Source organism: Kineosporia sp. A_224 (assembly GCF_002198655.1).
Lineage (GTDB): Bacteria > Actinomycetota > Actinomycetes > Actinomycetales > Kineosporiaceae > R-H-3.
In genome coordinates, this window is the sequence record NZ_MWLN01000191.1 from 204,454 (window position 1) to 220,218 (window position 15,765).

Genomic DNA, 15,765 nt, shown 5'->3' on the forward strand with positions numbered 1-15,765 from the left:
GGAGCCTGTGCTCCGGGTGAGCCGGCTGTCCAAGACCTACGCCACCAGGGTCGTCGACTCCGTCGACTGGCAGCTGGCCCCGGGGCGCGTCCACGCGCTCCTCGGCGGGAACGGGTCGGGCAAGTCGACCCTGCTCAAGATGCTGGCGGGCGTCGTCCCGGCCGACCCCGGCGGCCGGATCGAGGCCGCGGGGCACCGGCTCGCGAGCGAGCACTGGACACCGCAGGTCGCGGCGGGGACCCTGCGCTTCGTCCATCAGGACCTCGCGCTCGTCGACGGCCTGAGCATCGCGGACAACTTCGGGCTCGCCCGGCGGTACCCGCGCTCGAGGTGGGGCCGGATCGACGGCGCGGGCCTCGCCCGGCACGTCGCGGCGCAGCTCGGCCGGCACGGCCTGGACCTGGACCCGCAGCGCCCCGTCGCGAGCCTGCGGCCGACGGACCGCGCGCTCGTCGCCATCGCCCGCGCGCTCGACGGCATCGGCGACGACGCGACGACGCTCGTCCTCGACGAGCCGACCGCGAGCCTGCCCGTCGACGAGGTCGCGCACCTGTTCGCGTCGATCCGCACGTTGCGGGAGAACGGTCACAGCGTGGTCTTCGTCAGCCACCGGCTCTCCGAGGTGGCCGAGATCGCCGACGACGTGACGATCCTGCGGGACGGCGTGGTGGTCGGTTCCGGGCCCATCGGGCAGTTCCCCGAGGAGAGGGTCGTCGAGCTGATCGCCGGGCATCCCCGGGCGACCGTGGCAGCCCGGTCACGGCCGGCGGCCGCGGACGACGCGCCTGTCGTCCTCGACGTCCGTGGCGTGAGCGCCGGGCCGTTGCGCGGGGTGGACGTCCGGGTCCGTCGCGGTGAGGTCCTCGGCGTGGCCGGCCTCATGGGGTCGGGACGTTCCTCGCTGCTGCGCGCGCTCTTCGGTGACCTCGGGGACGGCGTCAGCGCGCGGATCGACGGCCACGAGGTCGAGATCCGCACCACCGGGGACGCCGTCGCCGCCGGGATCGCCCTCGTCCCGGAGGACCGGGCCCGGGACGGTGCCTACCTCGACCGGCCGTTGTGGGAGAACCTGTCCGCGGCGGTCCTGTCCCGGTACCGGCGCCGTGGCCGCCTCGCGACGCCGGCCGAGCGCGCCGACGCCGCGGATGCGATGCGCACGTTCGGCGTCCGGGCGCCGTCCGTGGACGCCCCGCTCGGGGCCCTGTCGGGCGGGAACCAGCAGAAGGTCGTCGTCGCGCGCTGGCTGCGGGCCGGGCCGCGCGTCCTGCTGCTCGACGAGCCGAGCCAGGGGGTCGACGCCGTCGCCCGGGACGAGATCCACACGCTGGTCCGGGACGCGGCCCGCGCCGGTGCCGCCGTCGTCGTCGTCTCCAGCGACCTCGACGAGCTCGAGGCGCTGAGCGACCGGGTGATCGTCCTGCTCGCCGGCCGCGTGGCCCGGGAGCTCTCGGGCCCCGACGTCGACCGCAACGTCATCATCGCCGCCATGCACGCACCAGGAGTGGATCCGTGACCGCAGTCGCCGCCCCGTCCCCGGCCCGCACCGTCTCGTGGCGGTCCGTCGCCGAGCGCTACGCCCTCGTCGTCCTCGTCGCCGTCGAGTTCGTGCTCTTCGCGGCGCTGCCCAGGTCGGGCGAGGTGTTCGTCAGCGCGCTGAACCTGCGGACCCTCGTCGCGAACCAGGGCGTCGCGCTCGTCGTCGCCGTCGCACTGATCTTTCCCCTGGCGGCCGGCATCTTCGACTTCTCGGTGGGCGCGGTCGCCGCGTCGTCGTCCGTCGTCGCGGCCGCGGCGGTCGTCGACCTCGGCCTGCCCGTGGTCGTCGCCGCGCTGCTGGGGATCGGGTTCGGTGCGCTCGTGGGCGTCGTGCTCGGGGTGCTCATCGCCTACGGCGACGTCAACCCGTTCATCGCGACGCTCGGTGTGGCGACCCTGCTCGGCGGCGCGATCTTCGCCTACACGGCAGGGCTGCGGATCACCGGGGTGCCCGCCGGCCTGACGAGCATCGGCTCCGACGACTGGTTCGGCGTCCCGCGCATCGTCGTGGTGTCCGCGGCCGTGGCCGGCGTCGCGTGGTGGCTGCTGTCGCAGACGGTCTTCGGCAGGCGTCTGTTCGCCGTCGGCTCGAACCTGCGCGCCACGCACCTGCTCGGGGTCGACGTCCGCCGTGTCCAGCTCCTCGCGTTCGTCGCCTCCGGGGTCACCGCCGGCATCGGCGGGGTCCTCCTCCTCGCCAGGAACGGGGGCGCCACCTCGGACAGCGGCATGTCGATGCTGTTCCCCGCCCTGACGGCCGTCCTCCTGAGCACGATCGTCATCGACCTCGGCCGGCCGTCGGTCCCCGGTGTCGTGGTCGCCATCTTCTTCATCGCGATCACGGTGAGCGGCCTGACGCTCGTGGGCACCCCGGCCTGGGTGAACCAGGTCTTCAACGGCGCCGCGCTCCTGCTCGCGGTCGGGGTCGCCCGGCTCGCACGCTCGCGCGGCGGCGCGGCCGGACGACCGTGAGGTGCGCGACCATGGGTGGTGCGTCGACGACGACCCCCCGGGAGGCGAACCGCGCGATGACCCCGCCCGAGATCACGCTGCACGGGTGGCTGGAGTCCGAGACCCTCGGCGAGACGCGGCCGCAGCACACCACCGACGCCGTCGTCATCCGTACCGACGGCCCCACCCCGCAGATCCACCGCCAGTTCCGGATCGGCACGGTCGACGTCGCGTACGTCTCCGCCGAGCAGGTCGACGTCGAGCCGATGCCCACCGCGCGCCGGTGGAAGGGCGTCGTCCTCGGCTATCTCGTCGCGGGCGCACTGTCGGTCTCCCAGGGCGACCGCACGGTCCACCTGGCCCCCGGGGAGTTCGTCTTCTACACGGCGGCGCAGCGGTACCGGATCACCGCGGCCGGCCACCACGAGTTCGTCGTCGTCCGGATCCCGACCACGTCGATCGCACTGCGCCACGACGCGTTCGCCGACGTCGTGGCGACGGACCTGTCGCAGGTGCCCTGCGCCAACGTCCTGCGTGGCATCCTCCAGGCCCTCGCCCGGCCGGACACGGTACCCACGGTGAGCTCGGGGGCGCACCTGTGCGAGGCGCTCCTCGCGGCCGCCCACGCGGTCATCGCCGACGCGCGCCCGCCGGGCACCGCAACGGCGATGTCGCTGTTCACCACTCTCGTCATGTGGGTCGAGGACAACCTCGCGGACCCGGACCTGTCCTCCGGCCGGCTCGCGGCGGCCCACTACCTGTCGACCCGGTACGTCCGCCGGGTCTTCGCCGCCAACGGCGTCACGGTGACGGCGGTCATCCGGCAGCGGCGGCTCGAGCGGATCCGCGACGAGCTCGTCGACCCGCGCCAGATCCGCCAGCCCGTCGGGTCCATCGCGGACCGGTGGGGCTTCAGCGACCCCGCGGTGTTCAGCAGGGCCTTCCGCCGCCACTTCGGGGTCTCCCCGAGCCGGTACCGCGCCATGCACCTGCACCAGGGGCAGCCGGCCACGGTGCCGCTCGTCGACGAACGCCCTCCGGCGTACGGATCCCCGGACCCTGTCCTGTCATCGCCCGCCTAGGTCACGAGGAGGTCCTGTGCCCGGACCCGCTCCCGAGCTCGAGCTCGTCGCCCGGCTCACGGTCACCATCAGCGAGCCCATCGAGGTCGGCGCCGTCGACGCCGGGTACCTGCGCGTCATCCCCATCACCGGCGGCACCGTCGAGGGGCCGCTCGTCGTCGGCGAGGTGCTCGCACTGGGCGCCGACTGGAACCTCAGGGTCCGGGAGGGCAGGGAGCTGGTGAGCGCCCGGTACCTGATCCGGACGGACGACGGCGTGGTGCTCAGCGTGACGAACGAGGGAGTCCTGTCCGTCTCGGGGACGTCGGTGACCGGCGTGACCCGTCCGCGGATCGAGGCACCGCACGGGCGCTACGCCTGGCTCAACGACGCCGTCCTGACCGGAACGCTCGCCCCTGTCGTGGAGAACGGGGTGATCAGAGGTGTCGCGCTCGAGTTCTGGCAGGCCGCCGGCACGCCCGGGCTCGCTGTCCCTCCGCGTTCGGCCGGTGGCTGAGGAGCCCGTCACCGGACAGGACGTGCCCCGGGTCAGACCGGCCGCGCAGGCCCCGCGCCGAGCCGGTGGAGCGTCAGCGCCACCATGGCCCGCGTCCGCCCGTCCGCCGTGCCGATCTTGAAGCCGAGCAGCTCCTCGAGCCTGGTCTGACGCGACTGGACCGTCGAGTGGTGCAGCCCGAGGACGGCGGACGCCGCCCTGCTGCTCTCGGTCCGCACGACCGCCTCGAGCGTGTCCAGGCCCCAGGGCTCGGCGGCCGCCTCCCGGACGGCGACGACGTCCGGGTGGGCCGCGGCGACCTCCACCGGTACCGACGCCAGCAGCGCCAGGGAGCCGAGCTCGTCCCAGCGGACGATCGGCGCGATGTGCGTGGCCAGGCGGAGCGCGACGAGGGCGTGCGACCACGAGTCGGGCAGGTCCTGGAGCCGGACGGCCGACCCCACCCCGGCGATGCAGGCCGTGGAGAACCGCACGGCCTCGACGATCGACGCCCGCACGTCACCGATCGGCGTCGACAGCACGGCCGACCGGCGGGAGAACGGCGGCGGCGCGTCGGCGGCGGACGCGACGACGTGCACCCGGCAGTCCTCGGGGAGGCGCAGCCGGCGCGCGGCCTTGCGGCGGGCGTCGTCGGACGCCTTCGAGAGGAGGATCTCCACGGCCGCCGCGTCGTCCACGGACAGCGGCGAGACCCGCTCGAGGGTCAGGTGCACGCCGGCCGCCAGCCGCTCGAGGAGCACCCCGTCGAGGACGCTCTCCTCGGGGCGCTCGATCCAGACGACGGCGCCGGACCCGTCGTCGAGCTCGCGGTGCGGCCACTTCCGGACGGCGTCGGGCTCCTCGACCGGCTCGGCGGACCTGCCGTTGGCGTCGACCCGCAGCCACAGGTGGTGCTGCGGGTGGGCGAGGCCGGCGGGGTACCCGGACAGGACGGCGGCTCCCCGGACGAAGGACTCCGGCCCGGCTCCCCGCCCCAGCAGGGTGTCGAAGTGCAGGATGATCTTCACCGCTGCCGACGCGTCCTCGTCGAGGGCGCTGAGCCGCTGGATCAGCTCCTTCATGGGCTCGCCTTCGTCGTGCCGCCCGCCGCGGGCGGACGGGCGGGGCGTGCGGTCATGGACGGAGCCGGCCGGTCACCCTCGACCGCTGAACCCCAGGATACGGTCCAGCCAGTTGCGCAGGGAGCCTGCGGCGCCCTGCGCGAGCACCGTGTGCTCGAACGTCCCGAAGCCGTGGAACCCGCCGGACCACACGTGGAGGTCGGCCTGGCCGCCGTCCGCCCAGATCCGGCTGGCGAAGGTGACCACCTCGTCCCGGAACACCTCGGCGCTGCCGGCCTCGAGGAAGGCCGGCGGGAGCCGGCTCAGGTCCGAGGCACGGGCGGGTGCCGCGTAGGCGGGCACCGCCTGCGTGCCGTAGAGGTCGCCGAGGAGCGAGCGCCAGGCGAGCTCGTTCTCGACGGCGTTCCACATGCCGGTGGGGAACTGACGTGTGGAGCGGGTGTCGCCGCGGTCGTCGAGCATCGGCGCGATGAGGAGCTGGCCGGCGACGGCGGGACCGCCACGGTCCCGGGCCATGAGGGCCACCGAGGCGGCGAGCCCGCCGCCGGCGCTGATCCCGGCGAGGATCCCCTTGGACACGTTGACCTGCAACGCCTCCGCATGGTCCGAGAGGTGGACCAGGCCCGCGTAGCAGTCCTCCTGCGGCACCGGGAACCGGACCTCGGGAGCGCGGCGGTACTCCACGGTCGCCACGACCGCGTTGTAGCGCTCGATCCAGTCGACGAAGACGTCGGCACCGCTCCACCGGGTGCCGAGCATCATGCCGCCCCCGTGCACGAAGTAGACGAGCGGGCTGCTCGGGCTGCGGTCCGGCCGGTGGACCAGCGACATCGGCACCATCGCTCCGTCGAAGCTGCGCACCTCGACGTCGACCGTCACCAGCCCCAGCGCGGCGATCCGGGCCCGGGCCTGGACCGCGGCGGCCTCGTCCTCGGCGCGCTTGACCGGGATGTCGGCGTCCGTGATCGGCGACGGGCGGTCGAGCTGGACCGCGAGCGCCGCCGCCACCTCCGGGTCGAGCGGTGGAGCGGGGACCAGGCGCCCGCCGTGCGACAGCGTCATACCCTCACCGTGCCTCGGAGCCGAACGGACATCCACCAGAGTGGGGCCGACCCTGCCGGGCGGGTAGCCGCCAGCGCAACGCAGAAGGGTCCCCCCGGGGCGCCAGGTGGCGGTTGTGCCCGCCATGACCGAACCGGACGATCGGTGGGGTCGCGCCCATTGCCAAAGGAGGCAACAGGATGTCCGTCCCCCATGTCCGGGCTCGCTCCGGACGACGTCCGTTCACGCTCGCCACGCTCTGCGTCGCAGGGCTCGCGCTCGCGGCCTGCAGCGCACCGGGGAGCGAGGCCCCCGCGTCGTCCTCCGCAGCAGGGCCGTCGGCGACCGCCACTGCCGACGGGGCGCCCACCTGCGGCACCGCACCGGTGACGATGTCCGCCTACTTCGAGACGGGCTTCCCGCTGCCGAAGGCGCTGACCGACGAGTTCACGAAGCAGAACCCGAACGTCACCTGGAACATCCGCGAGGACCAGTTCGCGGTCATCACCCAGAACGCGCCGCGGGTGCTCGCGGACAACCCGCCCGACCTCATGCGGCTGCCGCAGATGTCCGAGCTCGCCAAGGACGGCCTGCTGAAGAACATGGACGGCTACGCCACCGCGTTCGGCTGGGACACGTGGCCGAGCTCGCAGCTCGAGCAGCTGCGGGTGGACGACGCCGGCCGGCGCGGGACGGGCTCGCTCTACGGCATGGGCCTGAACTTCAGCCTCACGGGCGTGTTCTACAACAAGGACCTCGCCGCGAAGATCGGCATGACGTCCCCGCCCGCGACCCTCGCAGAGCTGGACGCGGCCATGGAGAAGGCGAAGCAGGCCGGGATCACGCCGATCCAGCAGTTCAACGGCGGCGCCACGGGCGGCCTGCTCTTCCCGCTGCAGAACCTCATGGCGGTCTACGGCCCCACCGGCCCGGTCAACGACTGGATCTTCAACAAGCCCGGCGCCACGATCGACACACCCGCGAACCTGCAGGCCGCCCAGCACCTCGAGAAGTGGGTCAAGGCCGGCTACTTCGCCAAGGACGTCAACTCCGTCGACTACGCGACGATGATGAGCCGCTTCATCGGGGGCAAGGGCCTGTTCATCTTCGACGGCGACTGGGAGTCGGCGAACCTCGACAAGCAGATGGCCGGCAAGGCGGGCTTCTTCCTCATGCCGCCGCTGGAGGCCGGTGGGAAGCAGGCAGCGATGTCCGCCCCGCTGACCTTCGGGGTCGCGGAGAAGGCCAAGAACGCCGACTGCGCCGCCTTCTTCCTCAACTGGGTGGCGACCGACCAGAAGGCGCGCGAGATCGCCGTCACCGTCGGCGGCTCGCACCCGCTCGGCCTCCCGGACGCCTTCATGCCGCCGACGACCCCGGGCTCGGTGACCGCCGCTACCCTCGAGGCCGGCGCGAAGGTGGTGCAGGACAACGGCGCCATGGACTTCATCGCCAACGCGACCGGGGCCATCTACGCCAAGAGCTGGACCCCGCAGGTGCAGAAGCTGGCCGCCGGGCAGCAGAACCCCGAGGACCTGCTCGCCGCGGTGCAGAAGGACTACGAGAGCCAGGTCGGGAGCTGACGTCCATGCCACGTCCGGTCGAAGGCACCACGACCCGCCCTCCCGGCCGGGTCGCCGCGGAGTCCTCGCCGGCTGAGAAGGGTCGCCGCGTCCGTCGGGCGCGGCGACCCGCTCCGGCCCTCGTCGGCTGGCTCTTCGTCGCGCCGGCGCTGGTGATGTACGGCGTCTTCGTGCTGCGCCCGATCGCCGTCACGCTCCAGTACTCGCTCTACGACTGGGACGGCGCCGGGCCCTCCACGTGGGTCGGCCTCGGCAACTACGCCAAGATCTTCACCGACCCCGACCTGCTCGGGCCGATCCTGCACGCCTTCCAGCTCATCGTCTTCTTCAGCGCGGTCCCCGTCACCCTGGGGCTCTTCGTCGCGACGACGATCCGCCGGATCGCCCAGAGCCGCCTGGCCGGCATCGCCCGGACGATCCTCTTCCTGCCGCAGGTCATCCCGCTCGTGGCCGCGGGCATCATGTGGAGCTGGCTGCTGTCCTCGACCGGGCTGGTCAACCAACTCCTGTCCGCCGTCGGTCTGGGGTCCCTGACCCGTGGCTGGCTCGGGGACTTCACCACGGCGCTGCCCGCCGTCGGGCTCATCGGTGCGTGGGTCCTCCTCGGCCTGTGCACGCTGCTGCTGCTCGCCGGCATGAGCAAGATCGACCAGACGCTCTACGAGGCCGCCCGGCTCGACGGCGCGGGCGCCGTCCGGGAGTTCGTGTCGATCACCCTGCCGAGCCTGCGGCAGGAGATCGCCGTCTGCGTCACCATCACGGTGATCGCGGCCCTGTCGAGCTTCGACATCGTCTACATCTCGACCCAGGGCGGTCCGGGGAACTCGACCCTGGTGCCCGGGCTGCAGGTCTACTACCTGGCCTTCTCCGAGCGGGACATCGGGACCGCCTGCGCACTGGCCATGGTCCTCATGACGCTCGTCCTGGCCACCGTGCTCCCTATCCAGTGGTTCAACCGGGAGGACTCACGATGATCGTGGGACGCCGCGAGGCACTGGTCGGCAGGGCGCTGCTCGTCGCCCTCATGGCGGTGACGATCGTGCCGTTCGTCAGCCTCTTCGTCACCGCGCTGCACCCGTCCGGGACCTACCCGCCGGGCGTCCAGTGGCCGGCCGACCCGCAGTGGAGCAACTTCGGCGACGCGTTCCGGGCCGCGAACATGGGCCGGCTGCTGGAGTCGACGGGGCTCATCGTCCTCGGCGTCGTCCCCGCCTCGCTGCTCTTCGGCACGATGGCCGGTTTCGGCCTGGGGCAGATCAGGATGCGAGGCAGCCGCGTCGTCTTCCTGCTCTTCCTCCTCGGGCTGACGCTGCCCTTCGAGGGCATCATCATTCCGCTGTACTACACGATCCGGGACATGGGGCTGCTCAACACCCGGTGGGCCATCATCCTGCCGCTCATCGGCCTCTTCATGCCGTTCTCCATCGTGTGGATGCGGGCGCACTTCATCACCATGCCCGCAGAGCTCACCGAGGCGGCGAAGGTGGACGGCGCCAACGTGTGGCAGCTCTTCTGGCGCATCCACGTGCCGCTGGCGATGCCCGCCCTGTCCTCGCTCGCGATCCTGCTGTTCCTCTGGACCTGGAACCAGTTCCTCCTGGCCATCGTGCTCGTCGACGACCCGCTCAAGCGCACGATGGCCGGCGCCCTGGGCGCCTTCCAGGGGCAGTGGGGCACCGACATCCCGTTGCTGTGCGCCGGTTCCCTGCTGATCCTCACCCCGACACTGCTCGTGTTCTTCGTCTTCCAGCGCCAGTTCGTCTCCGCGCTGCTCGCGGGAGCCGTCAAGTCCTGAGTGCCGGACCGGCCGCCGGCCCCTGTTCTCTCGGGCGCGAATCCTATATTCTCCAGGATCTATCATGGAGGCAACGCTCCGCCCACGGAAGGGCTCCCGACGCATGCTCATCGACCGCACCTCGTCCGCCGCCGCCGGCGTCCCCCCGCACGAGGCCTGGGATGGCAGTGCCCCGCCCTGCCCGACCGCGCTCCCCTAGGGCCGGACGGCGGCCGGCGTCACTGCGCGGCGGCCGCCAGGGAGGGGCGGGCACGGGGCCACGCGTCCAGCGCGACCCGGATGTCGCCGCGGGTCTCGGCCCGGAGCGCCTCGCGGTGCGCCTCCTCGAAGACGTCGTCGAGGACGACGCGCCGGCCGCCGGCGGCCGACCGCACCGCGGCCTCGACCATGGCCAGGCTCATGACGTTGCCGTGCACCTCGCCGTCCGGCGTCCGGCCCGAGCGCAACGCCGCGACGAAGGCCCGCAGCGCCCCGGCGATGCCGTCAGGACCGTCGACCACGGGCGCCGGCCGGCCGTCGGCCGGGTCGCCGGGTCCCTCGACGTAGCGGCGGCCGGCGTGGTCCGGCTCGGTGAAGACGACGGGGGCCGCCTCGCCGTCCCAGCACACCGTGCCGTGCTCCGCGACGGCCCGCCAGGCGCCGTTCCACGACGTCTCGGCGCCGGGTGCGCACCACGAGCCGTCGTAGACGTACCGCGCACCGTCGTCCATGGCGAACGTCGCGCTCGCCGCCGCGTTGCCCGAGAACCAGCTCCAGGGCGGGTTGTAGGCCTCGCAGTACACGCTCGTCGGCTCGCTCCCGAGGAGGAACCGCGCGCTGTCGAACGCGTGGATCGCCATGTCGACCAGGAGCGGGTCGGCCATCTCCTCGCGGAACCCGCCGAAGTGGGCCGCCTTGAAGAACTGCGTCGTCAGGGTGCCCACCGGCCCGAGCGACCGGGCCGTCTCACGGAAGGCCGCCAGCCGGGGGTTCCAGCGGCGCGACTGGCTGACCATGAAGAGCTCGCCCGTCACCTCGGCGGCGGCGCAGAGCGAGAGCGCCTCGGCGAGCGTGGCCGCGGCCGGCTTCTCGCCGAGCACGGGCAGTCCGGCGAGGAGCACCGCAGTGGTCACCGGGTGGTGCGCGGACGGGACGGTCACGTCGACGACCGCGTGCGCGGCCGTCTCCCGCGCGAGCGCGACGACGTCGGTGCCGACCGGCACGGCCGGGGAGCCGCTCCGGGCGACAGCCTGCGCGACGGCGTCCCGCGCGACGCCGAGGTCGACGTCCGCCACCCCGGCCAGCTCGACGCCCGGCTCGGCCGAGATCACCTGCAGCCAGGCGCGTCCCATGTTCCCGGCGCCGGCGAGCACGACCCGCACCGGCTCGTCGGCGGGGATCCCCAACGGCCGGTGGGTCACGCCTCGTCCTCGATCGGGCCGGTGTAGTCGTGCCCGGTGAAGAAGTCGTCCGTGTCGTAGCGCTGCAGCGTCGGGAGGCTGCGCCCAGGCCGGTCCGTCACGGCCCACTCGACCGCGTTCGCGATGACCCGGCGGACGTCGCGGTGGTGGTAGGTCGGGTAGTCCTGGTCCCCGGGCCGGAAGTAGAAGATCTTGCCGTGGCCCCGGCGGAAGGTGCAGCCGGACCGGAACGCCTCCCCGCCGCTGAACGTGCTGATGAAGACGAGCTCGTCCGGGACAGGGATGTCGAAGAACTCGCCGTACATCTCGTCCTCGTCGATGACGATCGGGTGCGGCACCCCGCGGGCGATCGGGTGCGTGGGGTCGACCGTCCAGATCAGCTCCCGGTCGTGCTCGCTGCGCCAGCGCAGCGTGCACGTCGTCCCCATGAGGCGCACGAACAGCTTCGACCAGTGCCCCGAGTGCAGGACGACGAGGCCCAGGCCGGACAGGACGTGCCGGTGGACCCGCTCGACGACCTCGTCGGCGACCTCCGCGTGCGCGGCGTGCCCCCACCAGACGAGGACGTCGGTCCGTGCGAGCACGTCCTCGGTGAGGCCGTGCTCGGGGTCGTCGAGGGTCACCGTCGTCACCTCGCACCGGTCGGCGAGGTTCTCGGCGATGCCGGCGCCGATCGTCGTGTGCATGCCGTCCGGGTAGTGGCTTCGTACGCGCTCGTCGAGCTTCTCGTGCCGGTTCTCGCCCCAGACGACGACGCGGATCGGTCCAGTGATGACGCACCTCCCAGACGTATGACGAATGATGACTATGCTAGCGTGACCGCTCCTTGCGCCCGCATCAACGGTACGGACAACCACAAGCGGGGCACTTCTTCTTCCATTTGCAGAACAAAGTCTTCCCATGGACGTACAAAGTCACTAGCGTGACGCTGGAATCGCTCCCAGCCCGGAGGGGTCGACATGGAACTCCTGCCCCGCCCCGAGAACCGGCACCAGGCGGCCCTGCTGGGCCTGCTGCGCGACAACGGGCGCCTGTCCCGCGCCGAGCTCGGTGACCGCGTGGGCCTGTCCCGCTCGAAGGTGGCCCTGGAGCTGGACCGGCTCACCGACCTCGGGCTGGTCGAGATGCCGGGGCTGGCGAGATCGCGCGGCGGGCGCCGGTCCCATCTGGTGTCCCTGGGCTCCGGCCTGCGGTTCGTGGGCATCGACATCGGGGCGACGTCGGTCGACGTCGCGATCACCGACGGCGAGCTGCGGATCCTGGCGCACACGGCGGACGAGATCGACATCCGGCAGGGTCCCGTCGCCGTCCTGCAGCACGCGGTCAGCCTCGTCGAGAAGCTCCGGGCGGACGGGTCCGCCCCGCAGCTGCACGGCATCGGCGTCGGCGTGCCCGGTCCCGTGAGCCAGCGCGAGGGCGCACCGGTGTTCCCGCCGATCATGCCGGGCTGGAACCACTTCCCCGTCCGCGACACGTTGTCGGCGCGGCTCGGAGCACCGGTCCTCGTCGACAACGACGTCAACATCATGGCTCTCGGGGAGCTCCATGCCGGCACGGCCCGCAGCGTCCGGGACTTCCTGTTCGTCAAGGTGGGCACGGGGATCGGCTGCGGCATCGTCGTCCACGGAGAGGTCTACCGGGGTGTCGGCGGCTGCGCCGGGGACATCGGCCACATCGCGGTCGACGAGTCGGGCCCCACGTGCACCTGCGGCAACACCGGGTGCCTCGAGGCCTACTTCGGAGGTGCGGCGCTCGCACGGGACGCCGAAGCGGCCGCCCGGTCCGGGCGCTCGGACGTGCTCGCCGAACGCCTGCGCGCCACCGGCCGGCTGACGGCCCGCGACGTCGGGGAGGCCGCGGCGGCCGGCGACCCGGCCGCTGTCGCCCTGATCCGGGACGGCGGCGCCAGGCTGGGTGCGGCCCTCGCCACGCTGGTCAGCTTCTTCAACCCGGCCATGGTCGTCATCGGCGGGGGCGTCGCCGGGCTCGGGCACCGGCTGCTCGCCGAGATCCGCAGCGTCGTCTACCGCAGGTCCCTGCCGCTGGCCACCGGGAACCTGCCGATCGTGCTCTCCGAGCTGGGCGGAACGGCGGGTGTCGTCGGCGCGGCCCGGTTCGTCTCCGAGTCCGCGTTCAGCACCCTGGCCGAAGCGGACCCGCGACCGCGCCGAACGCCCGGGTCCGTCCCGTGACGCCGGGCGACGTCGCACAGGTCCCCCTCCTGCAGATGCGAGGGATCGTCAAGCAGTTCCCGGGCGTCCGGGCGCTCGACGGGATCGACCTGACGGTGCACCCCGGCGAGGTGCACTGCCTGCTCGGGCAGAACGGCGCCGGCAAGTCGACCCTCATCAAGATCCTCTCCGGCGCGCAGCGGCCCGACGCGGGAGAGATCCTGTGGCGCGGCTCGGAGCTCGTCCTGGCCCGGCCGAGCGACGCCCTGCGGCAGGGGATCGCCACGATCTACCAGGAGCTCGACCTCGTCGACGGCCTGACGATCGCCGACAACGTCTACCTGGGCCAGGAGCGGTCCCGCGGTGGCATGCTCGACCGCCGTCCGCAACGGCGGGCGACCGGCGAGGCCCTGCGCCGGCTGGGGCACCAGGACATCGACCCCGACAGCGAGGTCGTCGACCTGTCCCCCGCGAGCCGGCAGATCGTCAGCATCGCGCGCGCACTCGTCCACGACGCACGCCTGATCGTCATGGACGAGCCCACGGCCGCCCTGGCGCAGGCCGAGGTCGACAACCTGTTCCGGGTCATCGGCGAGCTCACCGCGGCCGGCGTCGCGGTCGTGTACATCTCCCACCGGCTCGAGGAGATCCGCCGGATCGGGGACGTCGTGACGGTCCTCAAGGACGGCCGCACCGTCGCGACGGACCTGCCCGCCCGCACCACCCCGACGCAGAAGATCGTCGGCCTCATGACGGGCCGCGCGATGGAGCGGGCCTTCCCGCAGCGGCGCACGCCGGCCGGCGACGACCGGCCGGACGCCGCGGCGACGCCCGGCGCGGCGCTGCTGGAGGTGCACGGCCTCGCCCTGGACGGCGTGCTCCGCGACGTCGACCTGACCGTCGCCGCCGGCGAGGTCGTCGGCATCGCCGGGCTCGTCGGCTCCGGACGCTCCGAGCTGCTCGAGACCATCTACGGCGCGCGACGGCGCACCGGAGGGCAGGTGCTCGTCGACGGCCGCCCGCTGCGCCCCGGAGCCGTGACAGCAGCCGTCCGGGCCGGCCTCGGACTGGCCCCCGAGGAACGGAAGGCGCAGGCCCTGCTGCTCGACCAGCCCGTCTCCCGCAACATCACGCTCGCGTCGCTGTCCCGCTTCGCCCGTGCGGGGTGGTTCGACCGTCGCGCCGAGCGGCTGCAGGCGGCGCGGTCCGTGCAGGAGCTGGAGATCCGCCCGACGGCGGTGACGCGGCCCGCGCGGAACCTGTCCGGCGGCAACCAGCAGAAGGTGGTTCTCGCCCGCTGGCTGCTGGGGTCCACGCGGTTGCTCCTTCTCGACGAACCCACGCGCGGCGTGGACGTCGGCGCCCGGCTCGAGCTCTACGAGCTCATCCGTCGGCTCGCCGGCGACGGCATGGGCGTCCTGCTCGTGTCGAGCGACGTCACCGAGGTGCTCGGCCTGTCCGACCGGGTCCTCGTCATGCGGGACGGGCACATCGTGCACGAGGCGCTCGCCGCCGACCTCGACGAGGACGCGGTCCTCAACCTCCTCATGGAAGGGAGCCCGGTGTGAGCGACGCAGGCGTGACGGGACCGACCGTCGCAGAGGGCACAGTCGCAGAGGGCACAGGGGCCGCCGAGCCCCCGCCCGGTCCCGTGCACGAGGTGGTGGCGGCGCATCCCGCACGCAGCGGCCTCGCCCGGGGCCTGAGGTTCGCCGACGCCGGCCTGGTCGTCGTCCTCGTCCTGCTCGTCGTCGCAGGCTCGGTGACGAGCGACGCGTTCCTCACCGGGAGCAACCTGCGCAACATCCTGGTGAGCTCCTCGGTCATCGGCGTCGTCACGGTCGGCGCGACCCTCGTCATCATCGGCGGCGGGATCGACCTGTCCGTCGGTGCGATCGTGGCGTTGGCCTCCGTCTGGGCGACGACCCTCCAGACGCAGTCGTACGGGCCGGTGGTGATGGTCCTCTGCGCTGTCCTGGTCGGTGCCGGTGCCGGTCTCGTCAACGGGCTTCTCATCTCCTACGGCCGTCTGGTTCCGTTCATCGCCACCCTGGCGATGCTCGTCGCGGCCCGGGGGCTGGCCGCGCGGATGGCCGAGAACCGCACCCAGCTCGTGACCCAGGACGCGATCAAGCGGATCGCCACGACCGACGTGCTCGGCGTCCCCGCCCTGGTCCTGGTGCTGCTCGCCACCGGCCTCGTCGGCTGGTTCCTTCTCGAGCGCACGACCTTCGGGCGCCGGCTCGTCGCGGTGGGCGGCAACAGCGAGGCCGCCCGGCTGGCCGGGATCGACGTGCGGCGCGTCACGGCGAGCCTGTACGTCATCTCGGGCGTCTGCTGCGGCATCGCCGCCGTGATGATCATGGCGCGCACCACCACCGGCTCCAGCACCCACGGCTCGCTCTACGAGCTCGACGCCATCGCGGCGGCCATCATCGGCGGCACCCTGCTGACCGGCGGTCGCGGCACCATCGTCGGCGCCCTCCTCGGCGTGCTCGTGTTCACCACGATCACCAACATCTTCATCCTCAACAACCTCTCGACCGACGTCCAGAACATCGCCAAGGGAGCGATCATCGTCGCCGCCGTGCTGATCCAGCGCCGCACGGGGACCCGGTCGAGCCCAGCACCCACCTGAGTCCCGACGCC

Annotated in this window: 14 protein-coding genes; 10 read left to right on the forward strand and 4 right to left on the reverse strand. The window is 72.8% G+C overall.

Translation table 11 applies throughout. The annotated features are described in order from the left end of the window. Positions 1–16: 16 nt before the first annotated feature. Genes EDJALFJO_RS21280 through EDJALFJO_RS21295 form a run of 4 tightly spaced genes read left to right on the forward strand, consistent with a single transcriptional unit; the run spans position 17 to position 4,065 of the window. Positions 17–1,513, forward strand: coding sequence for a sugar ABC transporter ATP-binding protein (locus EDJALFJO_RS21280; RefSeq protein WP_158220515.1), 1,497 nt, complete (start codon positions 17–19; stop codon positions 1,511–1,513). Further along, entirely contained in the window at positions 1,510–2,508 is a 999-nt protein-coding gene (locus EDJALFJO_RS21285) for an ABC transporter permease (RefSeq protein ID WP_158220516.1), read from the forward strand. Before EDJALFJO_RS21280 ends, EDJALFJO_RS21285 begins: the two co-directional genes overlap by 4 nt. A gap of 11 nt (positions 2,509–2,519) precedes the next feature. Beyond that, entirely contained in the window at positions 2,520–3,569 is a 1,050-nt protein-coding gene (locus tag EDJALFJO_RS21290) for a helix-turn-helix domain-containing protein (RefSeq protein WP_088288310.1), read from the forward strand. A 16-nt stretch (positions 3,570–3,585) separates the two neighbouring features. Beyond that, entirely contained in the window at positions 3,586–4,065 is a 480-nt protein-coding gene (locus tag EDJALFJO_RS21295) for a DUF3237 family protein (RefSeq protein WP_158220517.1), read from the forward strand. A 32-nt stretch (positions 4,066–4,097) separates the two neighbouring features. Here the strand turns inward: EDJALFJO_RS21295 and EDJALFJO_RS21300 are convergent, their stop codons facing one another. Then, positions 4,098–5,126 (reverse strand): helix-turn-helix domain-containing protein, encoded by a 1,029-nt coding sequence (locus EDJALFJO_RS21300; RefSeq protein WP_088288312.1) that lies wholly within the window; start codon positions 5,124–5,126, stop codon positions 4,098–4,100. 72 nt (positions 5,127–5,198) lie between these two features. Continuing rightward, positions 5,199–6,188 (reverse strand): alpha/beta hydrolase, encoded by a 990-nt coding sequence (locus EDJALFJO_RS21305; RefSeq protein ID WP_088288313.1) that lies wholly within the window; start codon positions 6,186–6,188, stop codon positions 5,199–5,201. Between the two features lie 179 nt (positions 6,189–6,367). Here EDJALFJO_RS21305 and EDJALFJO_RS21310 point away from each other — a divergent pair, with 179 nt between their 5' ends. The 3 genes from EDJALFJO_RS21310 to EDJALFJO_RS21320 are packed head-to-tail and all read left to right on the forward strand — an operon-like array spanning position 6,368 to position 9,545. Next, positions 6,368–7,750 carry an ABC transporter substrate-binding protein gene (locus EDJALFJO_RS21310; protein ID WP_088288314.1) on the forward strand — a complete coding sequence of 461 codons (1,383 nt, stop codon included), beginning with the start codon at positions 6,368–6,370 and terminating at the stop codon, positions 7,748–7,750. Between the two features lie 5 nt (positions 7,751–7,755). Beyond that, positions 7,756–8,724, forward strand: a complete 969-nt coding sequence (locus EDJALFJO_RS21315) for a carbohydrate ABC transporter permease (protein WP_088288315.1) — start codon at positions 7,756–7,758, stop codon at positions 8,722–8,724. Continuing rightward, positions 8,721–9,545, forward strand: a complete 825-nt coding sequence (locus EDJALFJO_RS21320) for a carbohydrate ABC transporter permease (protein ID WP_088288316.1) — start codon at positions 8,721–8,723, stop codon at positions 9,543–9,545. The genes EDJALFJO_RS21315 and EDJALFJO_RS21320 overlap by 4 nt, the downstream gene beginning before the upstream one ends. A gap of 218 nt (positions 9,546–9,763) precedes the next feature. Here the strand turns inward: EDJALFJO_RS21320 and EDJALFJO_RS21325 are convergent, their stop codons facing one another. Then, positions 9,764–10,945: a Gfo/Idh/MocA family protein gene (locus EDJALFJO_RS21325; protein ID WP_088288317.1), complete on the reverse strand. Its 1,182-nt coding sequence runs from the start codon at positions 10,943–10,945 to the stop codon at positions 9,764–9,766. After that, entirely contained in the window at positions 10,942–11,718 is a 777-nt protein-coding gene (locus tag EDJALFJO_RS21330) for a ThuA domain-containing protein (protein WP_198950536.1), read from the reverse strand. The genes EDJALFJO_RS21325 and EDJALFJO_RS21330 overlap by 4 nt, the downstream gene beginning before the upstream one ends. 186 nt (positions 11,719–11,904) lie before the next feature. Between EDJALFJO_RS21330 and EDJALFJO_RS21335 the strand changes: the two genes are divergently transcribed. The 3 genes from EDJALFJO_RS21335 to EDJALFJO_RS21345 all read left to right on the forward strand — a co-directional run bounded on the left by EDJALFJO_RS21335 (position 11,905) and on the right by EDJALFJO_RS21345 (position 15,754). Further along, positions 11,905–13,137, forward strand: coding sequence for an ROK family transcriptional regulator (locus tag EDJALFJO_RS21335; protein ID WP_088288319.1), 1,233 nt, complete (start codon positions 11,905–11,907; stop codon positions 13,135–13,137). A 35-nt stretch (positions 13,138–13,172) separates the two neighbouring features. Then, positions 13,173–14,684, forward strand: a complete 1,512-nt coding sequence (locus tag EDJALFJO_RS21340; protein WP_088288408.1) for a sugar ABC transporter ATP-binding protein — start codon at positions 13,173–13,175, stop codon at positions 14,682–14,684. A gap of 95 nt (positions 14,685–14,779) precedes the next feature. Then, positions 14,780–15,754: an ABC transporter permease gene (locus EDJALFJO_RS21345; RefSeq protein WP_233149963.1), complete on the forward strand. Its 975-nt coding sequence runs from the start codon at positions 14,780–14,782 to the stop codon at positions 15,752–15,754. Positions 15,755–15,765 lie beyond the last annotated feature (11 nt).

Coding starts and splice junctions, on each gene's coding strand:
- EDJALFJO_RS21290 (WP_088288310.1), top strand. CDS start 2,520: ATGGGTGGTGCGTCGACGACGACCCCCCGGGAGGCGAACCGCGCGATG.
- EDJALFJO_RS21300 (WP_088288312.1), bottom strand. CDS start 5,126: ATGAAGGAGCTGATCCAGCGGCTCAGCGCCCTCGACGAGGACGCGTCG.
- EDJALFJO_RS21305 (WP_088288313.1), bottom strand. CDS start 6,188: ATGACGCTGTCGCACGGCGGGCGCCTGGTCCCCGCTCCACCGCTCGAC.
- EDJALFJO_RS21310 (WP_088288314.1), top strand. CDS start 6,368: ATGTCCGTCCCCCATGTCCGGGCTCGCTCCGGACGACGTCCGTTCACG.
- EDJALFJO_RS21315 (WP_088288315.1), top strand. CDS start 7,756: ATGCCACGTCCGGTCGAAGGCACCACGACCCGCCCTCCCGGCCGGGTC.
- EDJALFJO_RS21320 (WP_088288316.1), top strand. CDS start 8,721: ATGATCGTGGGACGCCGCGAGGCACTGGTCGGCAGGGCGCTGCTCGTC.
- EDJALFJO_RS21335 (WP_088288319.1), top strand. CDS start 11,905: ATGGAACTCCTGCCCCGCCCCGAGAACCGGCACCAGGCGGCCCTGCTG.
- EDJALFJO_RS21340 (WP_088288408.1), top strand. CDS start 13,173: ATGCGAGGGATCGTCAAGCAGTTCCCGGGCGTCCGGGCGCTCGACGGG.